The sequence below is a fragment of the Reyranella sp. genome (assembly GCF_044224635.1).
Taxonomy (GTDB): Bacteria; Pseudomonadota; Alphaproteobacteria; order Reyranellales; family Reyranellaceae; genus Reyranella.
The window spans coordinates 97278-121978 of the sequence record NZ_JBGAKA010000001.1 but is presented as its reverse complement, the minus strand read 5'-3'; the positions used below and the strand labels follow the sequence as shown (position 1 = coordinate 121978).

The 24701-nt window shown below is 67.5% G+C and carries 23 protein-coding genes and 1 pseudogene; 9 read left to right on the top strand and 15 right to left on the bottom strand.

The annotated features are described in order from the left end of the window. Positions 1 to 26: 26 nt before the first annotated feature. The gene (locus tag ACILR9_RS00550; RefSeq protein ID WP_395707921.1) at positions 27 to 1643 is read right to left on the bottom strand and encodes a GMC family oxidoreductase; all 1617 of its coding nucleotides are present in this window, start codon (positions 1641 to 1643) and stop codon (positions 27 to 29) included. After that, on the bottom strand, positions 1624 to 2649 hold the full coding sequence (locus tag ACILR9_RS00545) for a C-terminal binding protein (RefSeq protein WP_395707920.1): 1026 nt from the start codon (positions 2647 to 2649) through the stop codon (positions 1624 to 1626). The genes ACILR9_RS00550 and ACILR9_RS00545 overlap by 20 nt, the downstream gene beginning before the upstream one ends. A 258-nt stretch (positions 2650 to 2907) precedes the next feature. Between ACILR9_RS00545 and ACILR9_RS00540 the strand changes: the two genes are divergently transcribed. Then, complete coding sequence (locus ACILR9_RS00540) at positions 2908 to 4128, top strand: ImmA/IrrE family metallo-endopeptidase (protein ID WP_395707919.1); 1221 nt, start codon at positions 2908 to 2910, stop codon at positions 4126 to 4128. After that, the gene (locus ACILR9_RS00535; protein ID WP_395707918.1) at positions 4125 to 4613 is read left to right on the top strand and encodes a DUF4411 family protein; all 489 of its coding nucleotides are present in this window, start codon (positions 4125 to 4127) and stop codon (positions 4611 to 4613) included. The genes ACILR9_RS00540 and ACILR9_RS00535 overlap by 4 nt, the downstream gene beginning before the upstream one ends. Before the next feature lie 226 nt (positions 4614 to 4839). Here ACILR9_RS00535 and ACILR9_RS00530 read toward each other — a convergent pair whose 3' ends face one another. The 4 genes from ACILR9_RS00530 to ACILR9_RS00515 form a co-directional block, all read right to left on the bottom strand. Further along, positions 4840 to 5358, bottom strand: coding sequence for a DNA methylase (locus ACILR9_RS00530; protein ID WP_395707917.1), 519 nt, complete (start codon positions 5356 to 5358; stop codon positions 4840 to 4842). Continuing rightward, positions 5352 to 5489, bottom strand: a complete 138-nt coding sequence (locus tag ACILR9_RS00525; RefSeq protein ID WP_395707916.1) for a hypothetical protein — start codon at positions 5487 to 5489, stop codon at positions 5352 to 5354. The genes ACILR9_RS00530 and ACILR9_RS00525 overlap by 7 nt, the downstream gene beginning before the upstream one ends. 191 nt (positions 5490 to 5680) lie before the next feature. Continuing rightward, complete coding sequence (locus tag ACILR9_RS00520) at positions 5681 to 5977, bottom strand: helix-turn-helix domain-containing protein (RefSeq protein WP_395707915.1); 297 nt, start codon at positions 5975 to 5977, stop codon at positions 5681 to 5683. After that, the gene (locus ACILR9_RS00515; protein WP_395707914.1) at positions 5974 to 6306 is read right to left on the bottom strand and encodes a type II toxin-antitoxin system RelE/ParE family toxin; all 333 of its coding nucleotides are present in this window, start codon (positions 6304 to 6306) and stop codon (positions 5974 to 5976) included. The genes ACILR9_RS00520 and ACILR9_RS00515 overlap by 4 nt, the downstream gene beginning before the upstream one ends. 295 nt (positions 6307 to 6601) lie before the next feature. On the opposite strand from ACILR9_RS00515, the gene ACILR9_RS00510 reads away from it, so the two are divergent. The 3 genes from ACILR9_RS00510 (at position 6602) to ACILR9_RS00500 (ending at position 9840) form a co-directional block, all read left to right on the top strand. Further along, positions 6602 to 7585 (top strand): tripartite tricarboxylate transporter substrate binding protein, encoded by a 984-nt coding sequence (locus ACILR9_RS00510; protein ID WP_395707913.1) that lies wholly within the window; start codon positions 6602 to 6604, stop codon positions 7583 to 7585. A 94-nt stretch (positions 7586 to 7679) separates the two neighbouring features. After that, complete coding sequence (locus ACILR9_RS00505) at positions 7680 to 8189, top strand: tripartite tricarboxylate transporter TctB family protein (RefSeq protein WP_395707912.1); 510 nt, start codon at positions 7680 to 7682, stop codon at positions 8187 to 8189. Positions 8190 to 8355: 166 nt separating this feature from the next. After that, on the top strand, positions 8356 to 9840 hold the full coding sequence (locus ACILR9_RS00500) for a tripartite tricarboxylate transporter permease (protein ID WP_395707911.1): 1485 nt from the start codon (positions 8356 to 8358) through the stop codon (positions 9838 to 9840). A gap of 26 nt (positions 9841 to 9866) precedes the next feature. Here the strand turns inward: ACILR9_RS00500 and ACILR9_RS00495 are convergent, their stop codons facing one another. Beyond that, entirely contained in the window at positions 9867 to 10019 is a 153-nt protein-coding gene (locus ACILR9_RS00495) for a helix-turn-helix domain-containing protein (protein ID WP_395708173.1), read from the bottom strand. Further along, positions 10016 to 10624, bottom strand: a complete 609-nt coding sequence (locus tag ACILR9_RS00490; protein WP_395707910.1) for a hypothetical protein — start codon at positions 10622 to 10624, stop codon at positions 10016 to 10018. The genes ACILR9_RS00495 and ACILR9_RS00490 overlap by 4 nt, the downstream gene beginning before the upstream one ends. A gap of 226 nt (positions 10625 to 10850) precedes the next feature. Here ACILR9_RS00490 and ACILR9_RS00485 point away from each other — a divergent pair, with 226 nt between their 5' ends. Continuing rightward, positions 10851 to 11798: a hypothetical protein gene (locus ACILR9_RS00485; protein ID WP_395707909.1), complete on the top strand. Its 948-nt coding sequence runs from the start codon at positions 10851 to 10853 to the stop codon at positions 11796 to 11798. A gap of 159 nt (positions 11799 to 11957) precedes the next feature. Here the strand turns inward: ACILR9_RS00485 and ACILR9_RS00480 are convergent, their stop codons facing one another. Next, the gene (locus ACILR9_RS00480; RefSeq protein WP_395708172.1) at positions 11958 to 13022 is read right to left on the bottom strand and encodes an amino acid ABC transporter substrate-binding protein; all 1065 of its coding nucleotides are present in this window, start codon (positions 13020 to 13022) and stop codon (positions 11958 to 11960) included. A gap of 498 nt (positions 13023 to 13520) precedes the next feature. Beyond that, positions 13521 to 14372 (bottom strand): annotated as a pseudogene (locus tag ACILR9_RS00475) (serine/threonine-protein kinase); the annotation flags it as partial. A 277-nt stretch (positions 14373 to 14649) separates the two neighbouring features. Between ACILR9_RS00475 and ACILR9_RS00470 the strand changes: the two are divergent. Both ACILR9_RS00470 and ACILR9_RS00465 read left to right on the top strand, forming a co-directional pair. Continuing rightward, positions 14650 to 15144: a hypothetical protein gene (locus tag ACILR9_RS00470; RefSeq protein WP_395707908.1), complete on the top strand. Its 495-nt coding sequence runs from the start codon at positions 14650 to 14652 to the stop codon at positions 15142 to 15144. A 130-nt stretch (positions 15145 to 15274) separates the two neighbouring features. Continuing rightward, positions 15275 to 17284 (top strand): alpha/beta hydrolase domain-containing protein, encoded by a 2010-nt coding sequence (locus tag ACILR9_RS00465; protein ID WP_395707907.1) that lies wholly within the window; start codon positions 15275 to 15277, stop codon positions 17282 to 17284. 74 nt (positions 17285 to 17358) lie between these two features. On the opposite strand, the gene ACILR9_RS00460 is transcribed toward ACILR9_RS00465, so the two are convergent. The 4 genes from ACILR9_RS00460 to ACILR9_RS00445 form a co-directional block, all read right to left on the bottom strand. Further along, entirely contained in the window at positions 17359 to 18030 is a 672-nt protein-coding gene (locus ACILR9_RS00460) for a hypothetical protein (RefSeq protein ID WP_395707906.1), read from the bottom strand. Between the two features lie 311 nt (positions 18031 to 18341). Then, positions 18342 to 18935 (bottom strand): hypothetical protein, encoded by a 594-nt coding sequence (locus tag ACILR9_RS00455; RefSeq protein WP_395707905.1) that lies wholly within the window; start codon positions 18933 to 18935, stop codon positions 18342 to 18344. 52 nt (positions 18936 to 18987) lie between these two features. Then, complete coding sequence (tssI, locus tag ACILR9_RS00450) at positions 18988 to 21915, bottom strand: type VI secretion system tip protein TssI/VgrG (RefSeq protein ID WP_395707904.1); 2928 nt, start codon at positions 21913 to 21915, stop codon at positions 18988 to 18990. Positions 21916 to 21998: 83 nt separating this feature from the next. Beyond that, positions 21999 to 22388, bottom strand: coding sequence for a DUF4280 domain-containing protein (locus tag ACILR9_RS00445; RefSeq protein WP_395707903.1), 390 nt, complete (start codon positions 22386 to 22388; stop codon positions 21999 to 22001). 377 nt (positions 22389 to 22765) lie between these two features. Between ACILR9_RS00445 and ACILR9_RS00440 the strand changes: the two genes are divergently transcribed. Beyond that, the gene (locus ACILR9_RS00440; protein ID WP_395707902.1) at positions 22766 to 23965 is read left to right on the top strand and encodes a CaiB/BaiF CoA transferase family protein; all 1200 of its coding nucleotides are present in this window, start codon (positions 22766 to 22768) and stop codon (positions 23963 to 23965) included. 141 nt (positions 23966 to 24106) lie between these two features. Here the strand turns inward: ACILR9_RS00440 and ACILR9_RS00435 are convergent, their stop codons facing one another. Then, positions 24107 to 24694: a hypothetical protein gene (locus ACILR9_RS00435; RefSeq protein ID WP_395707901.1), complete on the bottom strand. Its 588-nt coding sequence runs from the start codon at positions 24692 to 24694 to the stop codon at positions 24107 to 24109. Positions 24695 to 24701: the final 7 nt, after the last annotated feature.

Genomic DNA, 24701 nt, shown 5'->3' with positions numbered 1-24701 from the left:
TCGAGCATGACCTTCCGGACTTGAGCTCATGCCGCGACGGCCTGGACGGTCGATGCCAGCATCATCCGCGCGGCCTTCTCGCCGATCATGATCGACGGCGCGTTGGTGTTGCCCGAGGTCAGCGTCGGCATGATCGAGGCATCGGCGACGCGCAGCCCCGCCAGGCCGCGGACACGAAGCTGGTCATCGACCACCGCCATCGGGTCGACGCCCATCTTGCAGGTGCCGACCGGATGGTAGGTGGTCTCGGCGTTGTTCCTGACCCAGTCGAGCAGCTCGTCGTCGGCGCTGATGTTCACGCCCGGCGCGATCTCGTCGGTGGCGATGCCCGCCATGGCCGGCGCCGTCATGATGCGCCGGGTGATGCGCATCGCCTCCAGCGTCACCTCGCGGTCGAGCGAGGCGCTCAGGAAGTTGAAGCGGATCGCCGGCGGCGTGTCGGGCCGGCTCGACACGACATGAATGCTGCCGGTGCTCTCCGAGCGCAGGATGTTGGTGATCGCGGTGATGCCGGAGGCCTTGGCCAGCTGGAAGTTCTCGCCCACCAGGAACGGAATCCAGGAAATCGCCGCGTCAGGCGCCTCCAACCCGGCGCGGGTGCGGACATAGGCGCGGATCGGCGCTGCCGGCAGGCCGAGCAGCCCCTTGCGGTTGAGCGCGTAGCGCAGCGCCTGGCCGACGCGGCCGAGGCCGCGCATCTTGTCGTTGTAGGTCATGCCGAGCGCCGGCGGCACCGTCCATTTCATCCGCGGCGAGTAGTGGTCGCGCAGGTTCTCGCCCACGCCTTTGAGCTCGTGGCGCACCGCGATGCCGGCCGCCTTCAGCCGCTCCGGCTGGCCGATGCCGGAGAGCTCGAGCAGCTGCGGCGAGTTGATCGAACCGGCGCTGACGACCACCTCGCGGGTGGCGCGCGCTTCGCGCTGCTGGCCACCCACGGTGTAGCGCACGCCGACGCAGCGCTTGCCGTCGAGCAGCAGGCCTTCGGTCAGCGCGTTGGCGACGATGGTCAGGTTCGGCCGGGCGCGGGCTGGATCGAGGTAGCAGACCGCGGTGCTCATGCGGCGCCCGCCGCGGATGGTCGCCTGGGTCATGCCGATGCCGTCCTGCGTGGCGCCGTTGTAGTCCCTGGTGTAGGCGATGCCGACCTCGGCAGCGGCCTTGATCAGCGCGTCGTAGATCGCGCCGCTCTCGTTGCTCTCGGTCACCTTCAGCGGTCCGTTGCGGCCGCGATACTCCTCGTCGGCATCGCCCTGGAAGCTCTCCATGTCGCGGAAGATCGGCAGCACCTCGCGATAGCTCCAGCCGCGATTGCCGAGCTGCGCCCAGGTGTCGTAGTCCTGCGCCTGGCCGCGCACGAACACCATGCCGTTGATCGATGACGAGCCGCCCAGCAGCTTGCCGCGCGGGACCGCGATGCGGCGCTGGCCGGTCGACGCCTCGGGCTCCGAGGCATAGAGCCAGTTCGCCCCGGGGTTGTTGATCAGCTTGGCGAAGCCGACCGGGATCCACGACCAGGGATGGCTTTCGCGCCCGGCCTCCAGCACCAGCACCTTGTGCCGCGGGTCGGCGCTCAGCCGGTTGGCCAGCACCGAGCCGGCCGAGCCGGCGCCGACGACGATGAAGTCAAAGCTCGGTTGGTCCATTTTTCTTGCCCTTCGCGATCAGGAAGTGCTTGTTGACGCAGTTCTCGAGCCGTCCGTCGCGCAGGAATCGCGCCGCGGTGCGGGCCGCGAAGGCCCGGTTATCGCGCATGCTCTCCGGCGTGTAGAAGGCCGAATGCGGCGTCAGCAGCAGGCGATGGCGGATCCAGCCCTCGTTGTTCTGCCAGGCCGCGATCAGCCGCCGTTGCGGGTTCGCCGGCTCCTCCGGCAGCACGTCGAGCCCGGCCGCCAGCACCGTGCCGTCCTTCATCGCGTCGTGCAGCGCGTCGATGTCCACCACCGGGCCGCGCGCGGTGTTGATGAGGATCATGCCCCGCTTGGCGGCGGCGAACGCCGCGGCGCCGATCAGGCCGCGCGTCTCGGCGGTCAGCGGCGTGTGGATGCTGACGAAGTCGCATTGCCCCATCAGCTCGGCGAGCGTGTCGGCGCGGCGCACGCCGATCGCGAACTGGTAGCCGCTCGGCTGGTAGGGGTCGTGGAACACCACGTCCATGTCGAAGGCCTTGGCGCGGCGCGCCGCCGCGGTGCCGATCCGGCCCATGCCGACGACCCCGAACGTGCACACCGACAGGCGGCGTCCGAACGGATTATGCTGCGGGCGCCAGTTGCCCTTCAGGTCGGCGCGCAGTTCCGAATCGTGATAGGCGACGCTCTTCGCGAGGGTCATCATCATGGCGATCGCGTGGTCGGCGACCTCCCGCGTGCCGTAGTCCGGCACATTGCAGACCGGAATGCCCAGCTTTCCGAAACGCTCGATGTCGACGTCGTCGTAGCCGACGCCGTACTTCACGAAGATGCGGCAGGCTTGCAGCTTGTCGATGTAGGGCGGAGGGCAACCGCCGACCACCGCATCGGCCGTCGCCCATTGCGCGTCGCTGACGTCGTCGAACTTTTCGCGGAACTCCAGCTCGAACCCGGAGCCGACGGCTTCGGTCGCGACCGGCACGAGCCAGGCCGGCAAGTTCGGCCAGAGAATGCGCATCGCCATGACGTCTCCTTCGTTCGATGTCGGGGCCAAGGTGCCATTGCCCCCGCGCCATGACCAGACGCGAGACCGCGGACGGAGGGCATGGCGCGCCGAAACTGTCGACCGGCCTGTGCGTCCGGAAGCTCCAAAAGGGTGATCGTCATGGCTGCCAGGGCAGGCAATTCCGTCTGTGCCGACCGGATGGCCTGGGCCGAGGATAGGGATTACGCCCTGGCCGGGTCCGTCGTATTGTCAGCTCAAGGCAGGTAGCCCGGCCAGATGACAAAGGGCGTACAGATCAATCCCGGGATACTGTCCTGGGCTCGCGAGACCGCCGGGTTGTCCCCCGAAGAGGCGGCGGCGAAGCTCGGCCTGACGAGCACCGGTCGTGCAAGCGCCGTGCAGAAGCTCCTAGAGGCTGAGGGCGGCAAACGCCCGATCAGTCAGGGAATGCTCCAGCGGGCAGCCGCGGCTTACCGCCGTCCGCTGGTTGCCTTCTACTTGCCCGCTCCCCCGGCGCGCGGAGAACGAGGCGAGGATTTCCGTACCGTGGCAGGAGCGCATTCCCCGCGGGACAATGCGATGCTCGATGCGCTTATCCGCGACGTGCGCACGCGTCAGCAACTGCTGCGGGAGGCATTGATCGAGGACGAAGACAACAAGCCCCTCGCGTTCGTCGCCTCTTCCCGGATGAGCGATGGCGTGGAGAACGTAACGGCGTCGATCAGAACGACGCTCGGCGTCTCCGCCGTGGATCAGAAGAAAGCGAGAGATGCCGCAGCACTGTTTACGCTCCTGCGCTCCGCGGCAGAGAAGGCGGGAGTGTTCGTCCTGCTGCTTGGAGATCTCGGGTCGCATCACTCCGACGTGAGCGAGGACGTCTTCCGCGGCTTTGCCCTCGCGGACGACATGGCGCCCTTCGTCGTCATCAACGACAATGACGCGACCGCTGCCCGCTCCTTCACCCTTCTGCACGAGCTGGCGCATATCTGGATCGGTGCCACCGGGGTCAGCGGTCCGCTTCTCGGTCCCCCTCCCAACGCAGTTGAACGCTTCTGCAATGAGGTTGCGGGCGAGTTCCTCCTGCCGCCGGAGGCACTCGAGCCGCTGAAAGCCGCTGGAACCGTGGAGTTGGACTTCCAAGGTGCTCTGTCCCTGACGCAGGATATCGCCCGGAATTGGAACGTTTCCCAAGCGGTGGTCACCTACCGCTTCTGGGAGAACGCCAGAATCAGTGACCAGGTCGCAACGGCGATGTTTCGCGTCTTTGCCGACCGCTGGCGGGGCGAGCGCAATCGCATGCGGCAAACCCGTGATCCGGAGGAGGCTGGTCCTGGCTACTACGTTGTCCGGCGATCCCGGCTCGGCTCCGGGCTTCTCGATACTGTGAGGCGCGCGTTGCGCAGTGACGTGCTTACGCACACGAAGGCGGCCAGGATTCTCGGCGTTGCGCCGACCGCGGTAGATCAGCTCCTGGGCGAACGTCGACGAGCGGCATGACGCTTCACCTCGTCGATGCGAACGTGCTCATCCGGGCGCATGCCGACTACTACCCGATCGATCGGATCAAGCCTTTCTGGGAATGGCTGCTTGCCATGGCGGAGGCAGGTCACATCAAGACACCGCGCGAGATCTATGACGAGATTGCGGGCTCGCCCGATCTTCTGGGTCAATGGCTTCGCCGCCCGGATGTGAAGAAAGCAATCATACTGCCCGAGGCGACCAACGGCACGACCGTAGCCGCAGTGATTTCCAGGGGCTATGCCCCTGACTTGAACGATGTCGAAGTCGAAAAGATCGGCCGCGACCCGTTCCTTGTCGCAGCGGCGTTGGGCGACGTTGGCAGGATAGTGGTGACTCGTGAGGTTTCGAGCCCGAAGAAAGAGCGATCCAACCGCAAGTTGCCCGACGTCTGCATGACGATGGGCGTTCCTTGGATGAACGACTTCGATCTCTGGCGAAAGCTGGACTTCCGTATCGAGTAGGTTGCTCCCAAAGGCGCCTGCATCAATGCGTTCTTGGAACGATCAGATCTTCTATGAACTCGGAAGCCGGCTCGACGCCCGGGGCAAACGGGTTGGTGACGGGGTCCATGGTGGAAGTATAGGGAATTAGCGAATTTATCGGCAGACGATAAATTCGCTAATTTTGCTAGAATTCCGGCCGGCCACCCGGGACGACCGGGTCTTCGATAGCTGGCCGGGAAGCGCGTCAGACCCGGAACACCTTCATCACCTCGTCTCCCAGGTGATTGATGACCTTCACGGCGATGCGGCCGCTCCTGGGCTTCTCGAACGGCCGCGAGGTGTCGCTGTGCAGCGTCGCCCAGCCTTCCGGATCAATCTCGGCCCTGAGCGTCGTCTGGAGCGCGCCATAGGGATCGTTGGCGCCCAGGAAGTAGGCGTGGCGGACGAAGAAGCTCTCCTCGTTGTAGTCGGTGTCGATGAACCAGCAGGCGATGCCGTCGGCGCCGTCGCTCACCACCTCCCCGGTCTGCGGCTTGAAGACGTCGACGCCCTTCACCTTGACGCGCATCCGGCCGTCCTTCTGCGGCAGCAGGTCGATGTCGGGCTCGCCGAACACCACGAACAGGTTGCCCTTGCCGGTGTTCTTGAGGTCCTCCGCCATGTGCAGGTCGGCATTCATGCGCGCCTTGAGCACCGGCAGACGGCCGAGCTTGCTGAACTCCGTGGTGTGCGCCTCGTAGTTGAAGGCGCAGGCGATCAGCACGTCGAAGCCGGCATCGAGGTGAACCAGACCTTCGGTTCTGCCGCCGTGATGCGTCGCTCGCCGCGCGCCACGGCCATGGTGCGGGCCTTCATCTCCTTGTAGCTGGCGATACCGATCTTCAGCGTGGTCATGGGTTGATTCCTCTCTCCGCTGTACCGCATCCACGGCATCCCAGAAGTCGGCAAACAGGGGCACCGCATCCAGGCGATCGTGAGGTCCGGACGGTGCACAGCTGATGGAGATGCGCTGCAAAGTCGAAGACCGAGGGGTCTACGAAAGGATCGGTGCTCGGGCTCGTCCGGGCGCTCGGGATGGTATCAGGTCACGCCGCCTGCAGGGCCTTCTGCACAGCCTTGGGCGCACGGTCGATAACCAGCAGATAGGCGCGGGTCGGACCTTCCGGCTGGCGCAAGCCCTGTTCCCAATGGCGCAGCGTGTTGACGCTGAAGCCGAAGCGGCCGGCGAACTCCTCCTGGGTCATGCCGAGCTTCGACCGGATTGCCTTCACGTCGATGGCCGCGGGGACGTGGACGCGAAACGTCTTGGTGTCGGCTTGGCCCTTGGCATAGGCCACGGCCTCTTCGAGACCCCGCCGGATGCTGTTCGCCACCTTGCTCATCGCTTTCTCCTTTTGAACGCTTCGACCAGCAGGGCGGTGAGGCGCTTGAAGTCGTTGCGTTCCCGTTGGCTCAGGTCGGCCTGTTGGTTCTTGGCATAGGCGGTCAGGGCAAACAGCGGCATGGCGGTGTCATGGTAGAAATAGATCACGCGCGCGCCGCCACGCTTGCCGCGTCCCTCCAGCGCCCAGCGCAGCTTTCGGACGCCACCAGTCCCGGGTACGAGATCGCCTGCCGTCGGATGGTAGGCGAGGTAGTCGACCAACAGCATCCGATCGGCCTCGTCCATCAGCTTGCGAGTGGCAGCCAGGAACTCCGGGGTCTCGACCACGGTGACGGGAGCCGCCCGAACCACATGTTATTGTACTCCAATGGACTAGACTTCGCGACTAAAAAATCTGGTCCATTGCACTAGCTAGTCTGGGTCAGCCCTGAGGCGGCGCGGCCTATAGGCGTTGCAGCGGCCAGAATTGGGCTTGGCCTGTCTTCAGTGAACGGGTCGCCGGTCGCCTGTCGCTGCGAAATGTGCGGCCAAGAGCCCATTGCAGTCGCGCTGGTGAATGGGCATTCATCGGCCGCAGTTGCGTCCTCCGGCGCCAGCCGGACCCACGGGAGGAGTAGTCATCATGCGTCTGCGTCGTAGAACCGTCCTGCGCGGCGGCAGCGCCTTGGCTGCTGCCGTGGCTACGGCTTCAGCTGCGCCCGCCATCGCCCAGTCGAGCAAGTGGCCGGCGCGCGAAATTTCGCTGATCAATCCCAATGCCCCGGGTGCGGCGACCGACCTGACGGCGCGCATCCTGGCGCAGGCGCTCGAGAAGAAGCTGGGGGCCACCGTCATCGTCAAGAACGTCGTCGGCGGCGCGGGGGCACTCGGGCCGACGACGCTCGCGCAGGCGACGCCGGACGGGCACACGTTCGGGCTGGTGGCGATCTCCTCCCACATCGCCGTGCCCAACATGATGAACGTCACCTACGAGCCGTGGAAGGCGTTCGATATCCTGGGCCAGGTGGCGGCGCTGCGCTACGGCGTCGGCGCGCGCGCCGACGGGCCGATCAAGTCGATCGAGGACCTGATCGCCGCCGGCAAGCAGAAGCAGCAGACCTACAGCTCCAACAACGTCACCAACGTCGTGGCGATGTTCCAGCTCGCCAAGCTCACCGGCGCCAAGTTCCGCTGGGTCGTGTTCCCGGGCGGCGTCGAATCGGTGACGGCGGCGATCGGCGGCCACGTCGATGCGGTGATCCAGACCGTCACCGAGATGCGGCCGCAGATCGAGGCCGGCAAGCTGCGCTTCCTCGCCTCGGCGGCCGAGAAGCGCTGGCCCTACTATCCCGACGTCAAGACGCTGCGCGAGCTGGGCTACAACGCCGTCACCAACGGCCCGTTCGGCTATGCCCTCCCCGCCGGCGTCGATCCGGCGATCAAGGAGCGCCTGGAGAAGGCGCTGGCCGAGGTCATGGCCGAGGACGACGTGCGCAAGAAGATCGACGATCTCGGCATCGAGCCGGTGTGGCGCAGCGGCAAGGACTACGGCGCGCTCCTGAAGTCGATCGAGACGGAGCTGGTGCCGATCCTGAAGGAAACCGGCATGGCCAAGAAGCCGGCGTGATGAAGGGGTCTGGCGGGTTGAGGCAGGCGGGTGGGCCGAGGCAGGTAGGCGGGTCGAGGCAGGCGGGCGGGACGAACCGTTGGCGGGGCGTTCGATGAGCCGGTGGAGCGGGCTCGCGCGCCTGGGCGGCGCGCGCCTCGCCACGCTGGGGTTGCTGGCGGCGGCGCTGGTCGGGCTGTGGCAGGCGCTGCGGCTCGAGAGCTGGGGCTTCGACGGGCCGGGCGCCGGGTTCTTCCCGCAGCTGGTGGCTGGGATTTGCGTCGCGCTGGCGGTTCTTGTTTTCGTGGCGCCGGGGCGGGCTGGGGAGACGGAGGAGGGCGATTCCGAAGCGGTGGCGGCGACGGCGGAGACGCGGCGCTGTTTTGCGCTCTATGCGCTGGCGCTTGTCGTGCTGGCGGCGGGGGCGGCGTGGGCCGGCTTCGTCGCGACGGCGATCGCGGTGTCGGTCGTCATCGTGCGCTTCGCCGAGCGGCGGTCGTGGGCTGCAGCGCTGGGGTATGGCGTCGGCGCGGCGGTGATCGGGATGGTGTGCTTCGGGTGGCTGTTGCGGGTCGATCTGCCAGAAGGGCCGGTCGAGCGGGCGTTTTATACGTGGGTGCGGTGAGGGTGCTCGTGTCTTCGCTGGGAGCGCGCCACTCCTGTGGCGCTCATCCTCTTCTGGGCCGGGCAACGCATGAGCGCCACGGGAGTGGCGCGCTCCCGGCCTATGACCCCTCCGTCCGCGAAGACGCGGACACCTCCCCAGCGAAGACGCTGGGGAGGAGCTGACCATGGAAGCATTGCTGCAGGGCTTCGCGGTCACGCTGTCGCTCGACAATCTTTTCTACTGCTTCGTCGGCGTGCTGCTGGGCACCGTCGTCGGCATCCTGCCGGGGCTGGGGCCGCTCACCACCATCGCCATCCTGCTGCCGATCACCTTCAAGATGGACGTGACGTCGGCCATCATCATGCTGTCAGGCATCTATTACGGCGTCGCCTATGGCGGCACGGTGACGTCGGTGCTGATGCGCATCCCGGGCGAGGCCTCGTCGGTGGTGACCTGCCTCGACGGCTACGAGATGGCGCGCAAGGGCCGCGCCGGCGCCGCCTTGGGCATCGCCGGCATCGGCTCGTTCTTCGCCGGCACGGTGGGCGTGATCGGCATCTCCTTCCTGTCGCCGCCGCTCGCCGAGCTGGTGCTGAAGTTCGGGCCGGCCGAGTACGCCATGCTGATGCTGGCCGGCCTCACCATGGTCACCTACATGTCGTCGGGCTCGCTGGCGCGGGCGCTGCTGATGGCGGCGTTCGGCCTGCTGCTTGGGACGGTGGGCAGCGACCCGATCAGCATGACGCCCAGGCTCACCTTCGGCATTGTGGCGCTGGGCGACGGCGTCAACCTGGTGCCGCTGGCGATCGGCCTGTTCGGCCTCTCCGAGGTGCTGTTCATGGCGCGCCAGACGGCCGAGGAGATGAAGATCCTGCCGGCGCCGTCGGGCGTGCTGGGCTTCCTGCCGTCGCGCGAAGAGGCGCGGCGCTCGGTCGGGCCGACGCTGCGCGGCACCGCGCTGGGGTTCCTGGTCGGGCTGCTGCCGGGCGGCGGCGCGGTGCTGGCTTCGTTCCTGTCGTACGCCATGGAGCGCAAGCTGTCGCGCCATCCCGAGGAGTTCGGCAAGGGCGCGGTCGAGGGCGTGGCCGGGCCGGAGTCCGCGAACAATGCGGGGACCGCCGGCGCCTTCGTGCCGCTGCTCTGCATGGGCATCCCGGCGAACGCCATCACGGCGCTGCTGCTCGGCGCCTTCATCATCCATGGCGTGACGCCGGGCCCGACCATCCTGGAGCGCCAGCCGCAGGTCTTCTGGGGCGTCGTCGCCAGCATGTATATCGGCAACGTGATGCTGCTGATCCTGAACCTGCCGCTGGTCGGCCTGTTCGTGCGCATCCTGCAGATCCCGCGCGCCTACCTGACGCCGATGATCCTGGTGGTCTGCCTGATCGGCGTCTATTCCTCGAGCAGCAACCCGGTCGACGTGGCGATCGCCGTGCTGTTCGGCTTCGTGGGCTATGGCCTGCGGCGGCACGGCTTCGACCTGGGCATCGTCATCCTGGCCTACGTGCTGGGGCCGATCTTCGAGCGCTCGGTGCGCCAGGCACTGGCGATCTCGGACGGCGATCCGACGATCTTCTTTCACAGCACCCTGTCGACGGGGTTTGCGGTGGTGGCGGTGGTGCTGCTGGTGCTCGGGCTGTGGCCCAAGCGGCGGGCGCGGGCGGGGTGAGGGCGGGACGGCGCGGCCAGCGTGGCTTACTCGAGGGCGGCCAAGGCCGCCTCGGGCGCCTGATGGATGATCTTCAGCAAAGCCTTTGCCGGACCGGCGGGGAGGCGCTTGCCTTGCTCCCGGTTGCGGATCGTATCGATCGGCACGCCGATGCGCTCGGCAAAGGCGGCCTGGCTCAGCCCGGTTTGTCTCCGGACACGGTGAGCATAGGCGGCGGCGCTCCTGCGCGCCTTGAGGTCATCGGCCGCGCTCTGGCGCGCGATGTCTGCCTGCGTCGTGCAACCAGGCCTGCGTGCTGGCGCCGATATTCGAGCGAGCGGCGCAGCGGGTGCTGCCGACCGCGGATGGCGATCCGACGATCTTCCAGCATGGTTTCGGTCGACGGGCTTTGCGGTGATTTTGCCGGTTCCGGGCTGTGGCTATGGACAGCAGGCCACGCTTTCGACGTCAGGAACGATCCCGCCGCTTTGCCAATTCGCGGTGAGCGACAACGACGATCACGGCCAGACTGGCGCCTGCAATCATCAGCAGGGCGATCGGGATGAGAGACAACGTCCTCCTGTTGGCGACCTCGCGCCAGAATATCGCCGCGCTGCCCGGTCCTCCGGAACTGGAAGCCCGCGAGATCGGCCAACGAGGCGCTTGAAGAGCCGACGTGCCCGAGGCGGTGACGCGAGACCATCTCGTCGAAGAAACCCAGCGCCGATATGGCCTGAAAACGTACCCTGGCGGCGCTGGTTCCCGTGCGGGTAAACCCGGACCGTGCGAGGGTGACGACAAGCACGAGTCTCTCTTCCCAAGCGTCGCTTCACCGAAACTGCGGTGCCTCTTGGTCGTGCGCGCCAGCACATCGACTGTCTCCGACAGAAGGCGTGGAGTGACGTCGCGCGGCCGGCACAGCGGCAGTGGTCGGACCACTTTCCTTTCTCAAAGTGGATTGGACTGTTCGCGACTTTCGGCAATGCCATCGCTATCATGCCTGCGAGGAATGGCTGCCGGGGAGAGTTTCCGTGACCAAGAATCCATTCATGTCGTCCGATCTGCGCGGCTGGAAGGGCACCCATCCCTTGATGCCTGCCGAGAAGGCCAGGGAGGCAACGAAGCCGTATGCGGACCTCCTGGACAGCCGCATGCAGAACCGGCTGCTCGAAGCGGCGGAGCACGTCCGCGAGCAGCTCGCCTGGGTGCTCGGACAGCCCGTTCGTCTCCTGGTTGCACCCCCCGGCGCGGAGACGCATGTTCCCGGAGAAGATTTCATCCGCACCCTCGGAGGCGAAAAGAAGTTCCCGGAAACCGAGGTCAAGGTCTGGAAGGAATACAAAGGCGATTGGAGCAAGATCAAGGACATCGCCCGCTGCACACTGGCGATGGAGCACCCGGTGCAACCGGAGGACAGGCCCTACTGGCTGGTGCGGTATTTCTTCGACAGGATCAGGGGCGGCGTGAATGGCTTCGTCGAAAAGGAGGCGAAGAGCGTCGAGCCGAAAGACAATGCGTGCGGCTACTCCGGCTACACCGTTTTCGTGACGGACGGCTCGTTCACCGGAGAGGTCCAGGTCAATTACATGAACATGATGTACGCGAAATCGAAGAAAGAGTTCGTCAATGCCTTTGGCGAGGACAAGGCACGCGAGTTGCGAACCAAATATCCTTTGGTGGAAGGCGGCCTGGGACACGAGCTGTACGAGATATACCGGATAAATCCGGCTGGCGAGAAAGCCATCCAGGCTGCTCGCGCCAGCACGGCATACTACGAGTACTTCCGGTCGAACCCGGCAGATCAGCAAAAGGGAACGATCGCCAATGTCCTCGTGAAGGCGTGCAACCTCAACGCTGCATTTCCGTCCCTCCCGTGGCTCGACAAGTCGATGGACGCGGCCCGCCTGTTCGAAGCGACCAAGAAGATCAAGCCGGGCGATTTCAAGAGCTTGTTCGGGGTCGACAAGTCCGGGGTCTGACCGCAGCGTGATCGCTTCGAAAGGAAGCGCAGCGAGGGATCAAGGTCATGCTCTTGCGGACCGCGAGCGTCTCGCTCGCTCATGAATCTGAGTCGCGATGCGACCCGGGCGGGCGCTCGATCGGGCGTGAAGGCGCGGTCGCGTCACCCGATCCCCGAGTCAGCGAAACGGCGGCGAATAGTGCAGGCCGCCTTTGGTCCACAGGTTGTTGAGGCCGCGATCGATCTTGAGCGGCGAGCCCTGGCCGAGATCGCGCGCGAAGACCTCGCCGTAGTTACCGACCTGCTTGACGATGTTGTAGACCCACCGCTCGTCGACCCCGAGCGCCTCGCCGAGGCCCGGCGTCACGCCGAGGATGCGCCTGATCGCCGGGTCCTCGCTGTTCAGCATCTCGTCGACGTTCGCCGAGGTGATGCCGTATTCCTCGGCGGCGATCATGGCGCGCAGCGTCCAGCGCACGAGGTCGGCGAATTGAGTGTAGCCGTGGCGCACCGCCAGACCTTGCGGCTCCTTGGAGATGATCTCGGGCAGGATGATGTAGTCATCCGGGTGGGGCGCATGGACGGCGCGGGTCGAGTAGAGGCTCGAGCCGTCGTAGGTGAGCACGTCGCAGAGACCGGCGAAGAAGGCCGCGCCGATCTCCTCGACCTTCTCGATGACGACCGGCTTGTAGGTCATCCCGTTGGCCCGGAAGTACTCGGAGAGGTTCGACTCGGTGGTGGTGCCGGGCTGCACGCAGATCGTGGCGCCGTTCAGCTCCTTCGCACTCTTCACGCCGAGCTTCTTGCTCACCATGAAGGCCTGTCCGTCGTAGTAGTTGATGCCGACGAAGTCGAAGCCAAGCGCGGTGTCGCGCGTCAGCGTCCAGATGGTCGCGCGCGCCAGCAGGTCGATGTCCCGCGACAGCAGGGCGACGAAGCGCAGCTGCGCCGTCGTCGGCACGAACTTCACCTTGTCGGCATCGCCGAAGATCGCCGCCGCGACGGCGCGGCACGTGTCGACGTCGAGGCCGCTCCACTTGCCCTGGCTGCTCTGCACCGAGAAGCCCGCGATCCCGAACGAGACCCCGCAGAGCACCATGCCACGCGCCCTGATCACGTCGAGATCCGTGGGTTTGCGGGCCGCATCCTCGTCGCCGGCCGTGGCGGCCGCTGTCGCGCCGGCGGTCCTTTGGCGGGCGTCCTGCTCTGCCTTCTGTCTCGCCTCTTCGTTCCCTCTCTCGATGATGTCGACTGCGCCGCCCTCCGTGCCGCCTTCTTCCCGTGCCCGCCGCGTGACTTCGGCCTTGGCCGCTGCCTCGGTCTCCGCCTTTCGTCGTGCTTCCTCCTCGGCGCTGGGCTTCGCCACTTGCGCGGGCTTCGGATCCACGGCCGCCGCCGGCACCAGCCCAGCCCTCAGGGCCCAATACGCCCCGGCGGGCAGGAGGATGAGCGCCAGCGCGATCGCGGCAAACAGGACGCCGCGGCGTCGCGCGGGCGGCGGCGCTGCCGGGACGCCGGGCGGCGGTGGTACAGGCGTCGGGGCGGATGGAGGCGGGATCGGCGGAACGACAGGCAGTGTGGATGCAGGGACGCCGGTTACCGGCCTCGATGCGGCCTGGGACCGCCTGTGCGGGCCAATGATCGTTGCGTTGCCGTCGTCATCCGCGGCGGCACGGTCATGGGAAGGCTCGGCTGTCGTCAACGCCAGCCGCCAGCTGGCGATCGATTGCGGACGGTCCTCGGGCCGAAGGGCCAGTCCCCAGTCGATGGCCGCCAACAGGCGATGCGTGAAGCCTGCCGGCGCGAGCTCGACCAGCGGCTTGTAGACATCGTTCAGCGCGCGGGTGATCGCGCGCGGCGGCGATTGGCCGGTGATCGCGTGGTAGAGGGTCGCCGACAGGCAGTAGATGTCGGTCCACGGTCCCAGCTTGCCGGCGAAGTCCTCCTGCTCCACGGCGGCATAGCGGGGCGTGAAGATCGCCGTCATGGCCGCCGTCCGGCCGGCCAGGGAAATCCGCGCGGCCCCGAAATCGATCAGGGTCGGATCGTTCGCTGCATCGAGGATGATGTTGGCCGGCTTGATGTCGCGGTGGAGGAAGCCGGCCTTGTGAACCTCCTGCAATCCGTCGAGCAGTCGCCCCAGGATCCGTTCGACGATCGGCCCCGGCAGCTTCCCGTCGCGGTGCAGACGCTCCTCGAGCGTGTCGCCGCGCAGCAGCGCCATCACCATGTACGCCGTGCCATTGGCTTCCATGAAGTCGAAGGCATGAACGACGGCCGGCACATGATCGAGCGTCGCGAGCGTGCGGGCCTCTTCCAGGAAGCGCTCGCGGCCCCAGATGAAGTCCGCCTTCAGGGCCGACGAGCGCGGCGCGACGGTCGTCCCGCCCTTGCGCAGGGCCAGGGCGATCGGCAGGTACTCCTTGATCGCGACCTCGCGCCCCAGTTCCGTGTCGCGGGCAAGATAGGTGATGCCGAACTGACCATGCCCCAGGACGGAGATCAGCTCATAGCGTTGCAATCGTGTGCCGGCAGGGAGGGCTCCCAGGAAGTCGCCGTCATGGCCGTCCCCCTCTACGTCGTGATCAGGCATCGCCGTGCAAGCGTCCTATCGTCGTCACCCACCCCGCATCACCATAGGTTCGACGCCAGGAAAGCTCAACATTTCCGCTCGGATTGCAGCCGCCGTGTCGTTGAACAGCGGGACGGGCGAGGCGATGACCCGCGGCGGGAAGCTTTGCCATCCGGGGGGCCGTTTTGAGCCAGAAGCTCGTTCGACTATCCTCGGCCACATCTCACGGGCGCAAGGAATGGGGCTACTCTCGAAGACACTCCGTTTCAACGCCATGAGACACTCGGGACCACGACCCATGACGAGCCGGGTATTCTACGCCAACGGCGGCAACGATCGCCTGATCGTCTCGACGATCAGGACCCGGCTGGTGTTCTTCCACGAGGCCGGGGTCGCGCTCAGCAGCGAGCGCAAGGTGGCGACGCGGCCGATCTGGTGGAAGCCGGCGACGTGGCGCGGCTTCCGCTGGCGGCGCGGCGCCGACGCCGAGCAGCCGCGCAACCTCAGCTGCCTGTTCAATGGCGGCGTCGATCCGGCGGCGTTCGGCGCGACCGCCGAGACGTCGCCGGGCTATTTCAAGCTGACGTGCGACAGCCTGGCGGTTCGGCGGCACTGCGTCTGGGTGGCGCAAGGCGAGGGCACGCCCGCCGGCGACGCGGCGACGGTCGATCGCCGCGCCGCCGACGTGCGCGACGTCGAGGTGCATTTCGAGTATGGCGGCCAGGCGCATACCGTGCGTCACGGGGCGATGCCGGGCAGGGCGGGCGCCGAGGGGGCGGCCAGCGCGACGTGACGGGCGGGCTCGCGGGCTCGGGCGCCCGCCCGATCGCTCACAACTGGCCGCTATCTCCGCGCGATGCCACACTGGGCGCGAACGCACATGGGGCGCGAACGCACATGGCGCGCGAACGGAGGAAACGATCATGAAGCCCATCGCGGTGCGGCTGCTGGCCAGTATCGGGCTGGCCAGTATCGGGCTGGTCAGCCACGGCGTGGCCAGTCTGGGGTTGGTCTCTCTCGGCTTGGCGCTGATCGCCCCGGCGCAGGCCGAGGTCGCGCGGTTCGAGATCCTGGAGCGCGGGCCGGCCTTCGGCGGCGCAAGCTTCGGCACGGTCGGGGCCTACGAGCGCATCACCGCGCGCGCCGCCCTGGCCGTCGATCCGGCCGACCGGCGCAATGCCGTGATCGCCGACCTCGACCAGGCGCCGCGCAATGCGCAGGGCCGGGTCGAGGCGGTGGCCGACGTCTTCATCCTGCGCCCCGCCGAGTCTTCGCGCGCCAACGGGGCTGTGGTGGTCGAGGCGCCCAATCGCGGCCGCGAGCTGATGCTGCACCTGTTCGCCGAGGCGGTCGCCGCCAAGGGGCCGCCGGCTCTGACGGCGGAGGCGGCCGGCAACGGCTTCCTGTTCCGCGAGGGCTACACCCTGGCATGGGTCGGCTGGCAGGCCGACATTCCCTCGCAGCCCGGGCAGCTCGCCTTGCGCGTGCCGGTGCTGGCGGGCGTCACCGGCCCGGTGCGCGACGAGGTGGTGTTCGATCATCTGAAGAGCCCGGCCACCACGGCGCTGCCCTGGCCGGTGGCCGATGCCAAGAGCCTCAAGGTCACCGTGCGCGCGGGCTGGGAGGCCGCGCGCCAGTCGCCGGCCGGCCTGTCATGGCGCCTGCTCGAGGATGGCAAGCTCGAGATCACGCGGCCAGCCGGCTTCGATGCCGGGGCGATCTACGAGATCACCTATACGGCCAAGGATCCCGGCGTGGTCGGGCTGGGCTTCGCCGCCCTGCGCGACGTCGCGAGCTTCCTGCGCCACGAGGCGGGCGCCGCCAATCCGCTCGCCGGCCAGGTCCGGCGCAGCCACCTGTTCGGCGTGTCGCAAAGCGGGCGCTACGTGCGCGACTACCTCTATCTCGGCTTCAACGAGGACTTGGAGGGGCGGCGCGTGTTCGACGGCATGATGCCGCATGTCGCGGGCGGCCGGCGGCTCTACGGCAACAGCCGCTTCGCCCAGCCCGGCCGCGCGCCACGCTATCCGCGCGACGTCGCCTGGCCGGCCGACGCCTTCCCCTTCACCTATGCCGACACGACCGATCCGGTGAGCGGCGTGCAGGACGGCCTGATGCGGCGCTGCCGCGCGTCAGGCACCTGCCCCAAGGTGATGCAGACCGACACCGAGTACGAATACTGGTCGTCGCGCGCCTCGCTGGTGGTGACTGACCCGGCCGGCCGCGACCTCGTCCTGCCCGACGACGTGCGCGCCTACATGATCGCCGGCACGCCGCACTTCTCGGCGCCGCGCGCCGAGGTGCGCAAGAGCGAGGTCTGCGCCCTGCCGGTCAATCCGCTGCATGCCGGCGCGCCGATGCGCGCGCTCTTGTCGGCGCTCGACGGCTGGGTGCGCGAGGACGCATCTCCGCCGGCCAGCCGCACGCCGAGCCGCACCCACGGCACCCTGGTGGCGCCGGACAAGGCGGTGCCCAACATCCCGGGCCTCGCCTACCAGAGCCTGCACGTGCCGGCGGCCAAGGTCGACACGGGGGGCGTTCCTGGCGGGGTGCCCGGCGGCGACCCGCCGCGCGAGCTCGGCCGCTACACCGTGCTGGTGCCGCTCGCCAATCCCGACGGCATGGCGGTGGCCGGCATCCGCATGCCGGCGGTCGAGGTGCCGCGCGCCACCTACACCGGCTGGAACCCGCGCGCCGAAGGCTTTGGCCCAGGGTCGCTCTGCCCGCTGCTGGGCGGCGTGTGGCCGCTCGCCGCCACCCGCGCCGAGCGCGAGCGCAACGGCGATCCGCGGCCCTCGCTCGAGGAGCGCTATCCGACGCCGGAGGCCTACGCCGCCGCGGTGCGCCAGGCGGCGCTGTGGCTGGTCGAGGAGCGCCTGCTGCTGGCCGCCGACGCCGACGCGATCAGCGAGCGGGCGGCGAAGGATAAGTGATCTCCAAGCTTCGCTTGGGGAGGTGTCGGAGTTTTCGCCCAAGGAGGGGGCCAGCATGAGCACTCCGTCGCCGATCAATGATTGGCCCCCCAGGGGCCGAATCTGAATCCCAGCGAGAAGCTGATTTCGCCGCCGTGCGGGTGCATCTTGCTCCAGCCTCGCGGGCCGAGCTCGCTCAGGAACACGGCGTGGGCCGCCATGCCGGCAAACATGGTGAGCGACCGCTCTCGTCCGCGCCGACCTTCCCAGGATTTGCTCCAGCTGCCTTCGATGCGCAGGCCGCCGTAGACGCCGAACTCGCTGTGCTTGCTGACATAGTCCCACATCAGGCTGGAGACGAAGGACGGCGCGATCGTGAGGCGCCCGGTGGAATTGGCTTCACCGGCCATGTGCTTCCACATCCACTCTTTGATCGGCGTGTCCCAGAAGCGGAGCGACGCGCGCAGCCCCGATCCCGCGGAGCCGAAATAGAGCGACCCGCTGGGGACGACGTACGGCTTCAGCTTCACCACCGACGCCGTGAAGGACTGGGAGACCGCGAATTCGCACGGCCGCTCCTTCAGCAGAGCGGAAACATCGGTGGCGGTCTCGAACTCCACCACCTCGTTGGCGGCCAGCGGTCCGTACACGTGCGGACTTGAACGGGTGAGGGTCTTTTTCTGGCCGCGGTGGCCGGGCGGGACCCTGGGGGCGGGCGGCGGCGCGCCTTCGCGTCCGCCGGTCCGGTCCGGCGCCGGCGCGCGCACGAGGATCGACGAGAGGGCCGGCGGCGGGATCGGCAGCTGCGGCTTGGGCGCCGGCGCGTTCAGCCAGGTCCCCCACGCCAGCTCGAACGGCGGCGGCGCCGACGCCGGCGCTGGCCACGATGGCGGATCGTAAGGCGAGAAGGCCGCCCGCTGGCCGTCCTGCGGTTGGCCGTCGCGCGGTTCGCTGGCCTCACCGCCGGCGCTGTCCGGCGGCGTGCTCGAGAGGACCAGCTCGTATCCGACAAGGGACGGACGTTAGCGCTCGTGCGGCCGGCGTGAGAAGCCACCAACTCTGCACATCTGAACGGCCGTCACGGCCGCGGGAAATCGTCGGTGCGGACCAGGATGTTGAGGCCGCGGGCCGGCATCTGGCAGGAGACGGCGCGAGTCGAGCCGACCGTGTTCTTGGCGAAGACGCGGAACAGGTCGGGCGCGAAATCGACCGGCGCGGCGCCGAAGCCTTCGGCCGAGGCGGGGAGGTAGTGCGCGGTCAGGATCACGCCCTTGATGTCGCGCAGGCGGTATTGCGAGAGCAGCAGATCGGGATGGTAGGGCCCGGTCTCGTGAAGCGGTTCGTTGGCCGTGAAACGCCGTTCCAGCGCCGCACCGTTCGGGAGCTTGGTCGCCAGCGGAATGATCCGAACCGCCACATTGCGCTTCCTCGGCAAAGGGGCGATGCCTCTCAGGATATGGGCGAAGCCGTCCTCGCCGAGGGCGATCACGGCGGTGTTGAGGTTGACGCGCGCCTGGCCGGTCGCCGCGTCGAACTCGGGCAAGGCATCCAGCACGTAGATGTCGCCGCCCGTGTTGTTGGTGAGCGTGTAGGGGAACACCAGCACGTCGCCGTCGCGCGTGGGCTGGCAGCTCAGGGTAACGCCGGGCTCGGCGTCGGTTGCATTGGTCATCGCAAGGGTCTCCTGTCGCGGCGTGGTCGGCCCGGGCGCGCCGAGGACCGCACTAGAAAGTCTGATGATCAGTGCGGCGACGCACACCGCGCTCGTCGCGATACTTGTTTTCATCCTGGATCGTATTGAATTCCTCCTGGTTGTCGAAGCCGTCGGTGCGGGCCGTGTGGTCTTGCGTGCCGTGCGCGCCGTGCTTGGAATGGGTCATTTCGTGGAAAAGGATCGCGTCGCCGGGCACGTCGGGAGCGTTCGTTGGATTGGGCCATTGGTCGGGATTGTATTTGACGGTCGAATCCGTTCCCTTGCCGTTCTCGGAGTTGTCCCAGTTGGCCGGCGACTCCTCGGCGTTCGGCGGGCTGAATGGCGGGTTCGCCGGCTGGATCGTCATCGTCTTGTCAGTGGCCTGGTAGTCGGTGATCAGCGCATTTCCCATCTTGGTGTCGTTGATCTGCGCGAGCTGCGACACCACCGTATCCTGGTATTTTTGATCGCCCCCCACCTTGATGCCCCTGCCGACCTGCAGGGTGCCGTCCTTGTTGGCGGTGACCGTCAATCCGTGATGCGCGTTGGCGGTATGGGTCCGGCGCGCGCCGCCGCCTTTCCAGGGCGGGTGCTTCTCGATGAAATCCTGCGGGTCGCCCGGATCGGCCCGGGCGGCATCCAGCGGGTCGGTCATCGTCAGGCTCACCGTGCTGCCGGGCGAGCCGCCCGAGTTGATGTTCACCATGGCGCCGTTGATGTGCACGCCGGCCGGACTGACCACGACGAAGCTGGCGCCGACCTTCAGGGTGATCTTCTGCGACGCCTCGACCACCACCTCCTGCGCGTTCAGGGTCGCCTTGGTGCCGACGACGGTCTCGTACTTGGCCTGCAGGTCGTGCGCCACGTCGGCCTTCACGGTCAGCTGGAACTTGGAGTCGATGCCCTCGTACTGGTCCTGCATGATGTGCTGGTCGTGCTCGCCGCCGACCGTCACGATCAGCGAGCCGCCCGACTTGCCGGTCTCGGGGTCCTTGCCGCCGATCAGCGAATGCAGGGTCGAATGCACCGTCTCGTAGTAGGTGCCGAACGAGGTGACGTCGGTGCGACCCTGGCTGCGCAGCAGCAGCTGCTCCTTGCCCGCGGTGTCGTCGAACCGCATCATGTGGAACTTGGCCTTGTCGTTGGTGGCGAGCGGCACCGTGCGGGTCTTGATGCCGGAGCGCAGGCGGAACTTCGGCAGGTCGAGCGGATAATTGTGTGCGGCGTTGAAGACGCGGCCGGTGATCAGCGGCCGGTCGGGATCGCCGTCGATGAAATCGACCAGCACCTCCTCGCCGACGCGCGGCAGGAACTGCATGCCCCATTTGGGGCCCGCCCACGGCTGGGCGACGCGGATGAAGCAGGAATTGGTCACCGGCTTTCTCGGGCCGCCCGTGCCGGTGCGGTCCCAGTCGAACTTGACCTTGACCCGGCCGAGCTCGTCGGTCGCGACGTCCTCGTCGGTGGCGCCGAACACGGTCGCCGTCTGCGGCCCCGGAACGCGCGGCTTCTTGGTGATGCTGGGCGAGCGGTATTGCCGGCCGTTGATGATCGGCACGGCGGTGAAGGTGTTGTTGTAGGCCGGCGGCGGCTTCGCCTTCTTGAAGAAGATCCCGATGATCGGGATGTCGGAGAGATGCGGTTTCAGGATCTCAGCCGCCGCGGCGACGGCCACGCCGGCGAAGCCGCCGAAGAAGCTGCCGATGAGGCTGCCCAGCCGGGGCAGCTCGTTGATCGTCTTGTTGACGTCGGGAAGGTTGGCCTTGGCTGACTGTGTCAGCGCTCCGAGACCGGCCTCGCCACCGGCCTCCGCCGCGCTCTTCAGCACCCGCAGCAGGATCTCGGCGGTCGTTTCCTGGGTGAAGCTCGCCTCGGTCGCCGTGAACGACACCGAGGTCAGCAGGTATTCCTTCTCGAGCTCGTTGGGGATGCGTTCCTTGGCGGGCTGCTCGGCGACCGTGATGATCTTGATGCGCGTGCCGGCCGCGAACGGCACGTTGAACGAGCTGCCGGTGAACGTGTCGTAGCGGGTTTCCTCCTCCTCCATCCGGGTCCGCACCAGGCCTTTGACGTAGTTCGCCGTCTGCCCCTGGGTGGTGAGCGTCGCGTAGCCGCCGGGATACACGAACTGCTCGCCCTGCATCGCCGCCTTGACCTCGGGAATGACGGTCTCCCGGTTGTCTTCCGACAGCGCCGGGATGTTGCGGTACTCGCGGTCGCGATAGACCCAGTTCTCCAGCTGCGGATCGAAATTGTGCTTCCAGCCGTCGCCGATCGCGCCGCGGGCATTCTTCGCGCCGCCGATGAACGCCACCGGCGAGGCCGGATTATTCTTGTAGGGCGGGCCGTCGACGATGAACAGCTTGTGGCTCGTGTCGGTCTGCTCGAAGAAATAGTGCAGGCCGTGCTGCTCCATCAGCCGGGAAATGAAGTTGAAATCGGTCTCGTTGTACTGGACGCAGAACTGCAGTGGCGGGTATTTCTCGCTCGACTGGATGGGCATGGAGAAATCCAGCGTGAAACGGTTGCTGAACCTTTCCTGCTGGGCGTCCTTCAGCACGGCGTCGATGATCTGCAGGACATCCTTGTCCTGGAAGATGCGATAGTTCGTGCCCTGGTCGAGCAGGGACAGGGCCGACACCAGGCGCATCGTATAGACGCGGAACTCGCGCCGTGGCGCCAGCAGCTCGCCGCGCGAGAAGGAGGCGATGAAGCCGCTGAAGCCGCGGGTCTCCTTGATCACGTCGGCTTCGCGCCGCCGGATGCGAAAGCCGGCGAACTTGCCGAGCATCTGGGCGGGCTCGATGTCCTTGTCCTTCGACACCAGCGACAGCGTGTAGACGAACGGCCGGGAAATCGCCTCCTGGCCGACGACGCCGGTCACCAGCAGCTTGTCCCGGTCCTCGAGCACCGGCATCTCGAACTGGATCAACGCGTCTTTTTGCGGACTATCGGCCATCAAACATCTCCCCCGCCGCCATCATCGCTCCCGCACGGCCCGACGCATGGGCCGGGGCTCACGGCCAAGATCACGGCCGGGATTCACGGTATGTTGGTCTGCAGCTGTCCCGGCATCACGACCGAGATGATGCCCAGCCAGGTGCAATTGCATTTCGAGACGTTGTCGAGCGCCGGCTGGTTGGCGATCATCACCGTCACCGCGCCCGGCACCCAGGGCGCGGGCGTGACCGGCACGCAGGGCTGCGGCGTGAACACGCCCAGCGCCGCCGAGGTGGCGGCGATGACCTGCGGGTTGGTCGGGGCCGCGCACATGCCGAACGGCATGATGTTGACGTTGGGCTGGTGGTCCATGATGTTGGCGGCCGGCTGGTTGCCGCACTTGACCCGGTTGACCGGCAGCACGGTGAGCGCCGAGGGCGCCGCCCCGAAGCTGCACGCCAGTTGCGCCGTATTCACGACTTGAGTGGGCATCGTGCTGGTCCCCTTTCAGAGTTCGTCACCATGGCAGAGCACGTCATCGTGGGCAGAAATCGCACCGATAGGCCTGGCCGTGGCCGCTGCCTGCCGGCTGGCCCCTGTCTGCCGGCAAGATCGGGATACCTGACGCGACCGGGCACCCGGCTATCATGCATCAGTGGAATGGCCTGTAAACTGCGCCGCGGGGCAGGCTCGTCTCCCGAAAAGGGCAGGCTGCCGAGGGTGCGCTGCCGGGAATGGCGATGGCCGCTTTCGTCCAGCGCGCGGACGATGTCGTGAGCTCTGTCAGGACAGTCCATGGCGTGACACAGTTGGCGCGGCGACGACGGCGTTTATGTGGCGTGATTGCATCCTCACGAGGGTAACTCCCGATGGTTGACGGCATCTTCTCAGGCCTGCGGGTCATCGACTGCGCGAGCTGGATCGCGGGTCCGGCGGCGGCGACGATCCTCTCGGATTTCGGCGCCGAGGTGATCAAGCTCGAGCCGCCCGGCGCCGGCGATCCGTGGCGCGCCGCGGTGCCGGTGCCCGGCAAGGTGACCGACTACTGGTGGCAGCTGACGTCGCGCAACAAGCGCAGCCTGGCGATCGATCTCAAGCCGGTCGAAGGGCTCGCCGTGCTGCACCGCCTGATCGCCCGGGCCGACGTCTTCATCACCAACTTCCCGCTGCCGGTGCGCGAGCGCCTGAAGATCGCCGCCGCCGACCTGCTGGCGGTCAACCCGCGGCTGGTCTACGGCTCGATCTCGGCCTACGGCGAGGCCGGCGAGGAGGCGGCGCGCACCGGCTTCGACGCCACCGCCTACTGGGCGCGCACCGGTCTGATGGACATGGTGCGGACCGGCGCCGAGGCCGAGCCGGTGCGCTCCATGCCGGGCATGGGCGACCATCCGACCGCGACCGCGCTCTACGCCGCCATCGTGACCGCGCTCTACCGGCGCGAGCGCACCGGCAAGGGCGGCGTGGCGCAGACCTCGCTCCTGCAGAACGGCCTGTGGGCCAACGGCTGCTACGTGCAGAACCGCCTGTTCGGCGAGCACGTCGCGCACCGCCCGCCGCGCAAGGAGACGCCGAGCGCGCTCGCCAACCACTATCGCTGCCGCGACGGGCGCTGGTTCCTGATGGCGCTGCACAACGAGGCGCGCCAGCTCGCCGGCTTCCTGAAGGCGATCGAGGCCGAGCACCTGGCAGCCGACCCGCGCTTCGAGACGCCGCTGGCGCGGCGCGCCAACGCCCAGGTGCTGACCGGGATCCTCGAGGCGATCTTCGCCAAGCGCGACCTCGACGACTGGCGGGTCATCCTCGAGCGCGCCGGCGTGACGTTCGGGCCGGTAGCCTCGGTCAACGAGGCGGCCGACGACGCCCAGGCCCGTGCGATCGGCGCGCTGGTCCCGTTCGCCGACGGCGGCGGCTTCACCGTGTCGAGCCCGTTCCATCTCGACGGCGCGACCAAGGTCGCACCGGCGCGCGCCCCGTCGGTCGGGCAACATTCGGAAGCGCTGCTGCGCGAGGCGGGCTACTCGGCCGAGGAGATCGCCAGGCTGAAGGGGCTGGGCGTGCTGCAGCAGTGATCATGTCGTTCTGAGCCAGGCGCTTGCAAAGCAAGCGCCGTAAGCGAAGGACCCCATCGCCGTTGGCAACCGAGAACTCTGTATTTGGCGGCGATGAGATCCGTCGCTCGCTCAGGATGACAGAAGGACGGGCGTGGGCATTCACCGTCGCGGCTCGTTCATCACCTCGTAGGTGCAGACGAAGGCCGCCTTGGCGATGCGATAGGTGTCCTTCGCGCTATCCGGATTCTGCACGATCAGGTCGCCCGGCCGGGCGACCATGGTCTCGCCCCACGGCGCGGTGAAGCGGAAGCTGCCGTCGCCCTCCGTCACCGTGACGAAGCGCATCGGGTTGCCGCGCGGGCGATAGGTCAGCCAGCCCGCGGCATCGGCGGCGCCGACCGGGCCGTCATAGCGCTGGGCAAAGGTCGCGGCGCGCACCAGGATCTCCTCGTTGCCGGTCTCGGGGCAACGGTTGCGCACCACCCAGTCGCCCGACGCGGCCGGCGGGCTCTCGGTCTCCTTGCCTTCGCCCTTGATCATCGTGACCACGATCTCGCCCGGCCGGGCCGGCCGCGCGTCGACCGGTCGGGTCTTGCGGGCGAGGCCGGCGCCGCGCTCGCTTGCGGCCTTGGCGAACCAGTCGACGATGTCGACCAGCGTCTGTGCGCGTGCGGCGGGAGGAGGGGTCATGACGACCAGGGCGAGGGCGAGCGCGGCGAGGACAGGGAGCGAGGCACTGCCGGGCATCCCGGGA

Coding starts and splice junctions, on each gene's coding strand:
- ACILR9_RS00520 (WP_395707915.1), bottom strand. CDS start 5,977: ATGAGCAAGGTGGCGAACAGCATCCGGCGGGGTCTCGAAGAGGCCGTG.
- ACILR9_RS00510 (WP_395707913.1), top strand. CDS start 6,602: ATGCGTCTGCGTCGTAGAACCGTCCTGCGCGGCGGCAGCGCCTTGGCT.
- ACILR9_RS00550 (WP_395707921.1), bottom strand. CDS start 1,643: ATGGACCAACCGAGCTTTGACTTCATCGTCGTCGGCGCCGGCTCGGCC.
- ACILR9_RS00535 (WP_395707918.1), top strand. CDS start 4,125: ATGACGCTTCACCTCGTCGATGCGAACGTGCTCATCCGGGCGCATGCC.
- ACILR9_RS00505 (WP_395707912.1), top strand. CDS start 7,680: ATGAGCCGGTGGAGCGGGCTCGCGCGCCTGGGCGGCGCGCGCCTCGCC.
- tssI (WP_395707904.1), bottom strand. CDS start 21,915: ATGGCCGATAGTCCGCAAAAAGACGCGTTGATCCAGTTCGAGATGCCG.
- ACILR9_RS00435 (WP_395707901.1), bottom strand. CDS start 24,694: ATGCCCGGCAGTGCCTCGCTCCCTGTCCTCGCCGCGCTCGCCCTCGCC.
- ACILR9_RS00445 (WP_395707903.1), bottom strand. CDS start 22,388: ATGCCCACTCAAGTCGTGAATACGGCGCAACTGGCGTGCAGCTTCGGG.
- ACILR9_RS00500 (WP_395707911.1), top strand. CDS start 8,356: ATGGAAGCATTGCTGCAGGGCTTCGCGGTCACGCTGTCGCTCGACAAT.
- ACILR9_RS00545 (WP_395707920.1), bottom strand. CDS start 2,649: ATGGCGATGCGCATTCTCTGGCCGAACTTGCCGGCCTGGCTCGTGCCG.
- ACILR9_RS00465 (WP_395707907.1), top strand. CDS start 15,275: ATGAAGCCCATCGCGGTGCGGCTGCTGGCCAGTATCGGGCTGGCCAGT.
- ACILR9_RS00455 (WP_395707905.1), bottom strand. CDS start 18,935: ATGACCAATGCAACCGACGCCGAGCCCGGCGTTACCCTGAGCTGCCAG.
- ACILR9_RS00540 (WP_395707919.1), top strand. CDS start 2,908: ATGACAAAGGGCGTACAGATCAATCCCGGGATACTGTCCTGGGCTCGC.
- ACILR9_RS00470 (WP_395707908.1), top strand. CDS start 14,650: ATGACGAGCCGGGTATTCTACGCCAACGGCGGCAACGATCGCCTGATC.
- ACILR9_RS00525 (WP_395707916.1), bottom strand. CDS start 5,489: ATGACCACGCTGAAGATCGGTATCGCCAGCTACAAGGAGATGAAGGCC.
- ACILR9_RS00440 (WP_395707902.1), top strand. CDS start 22,766: ATGGTTGACGGCATCTTCTCAGGCCTGCGGGTCATCGACTGCGCGAGC.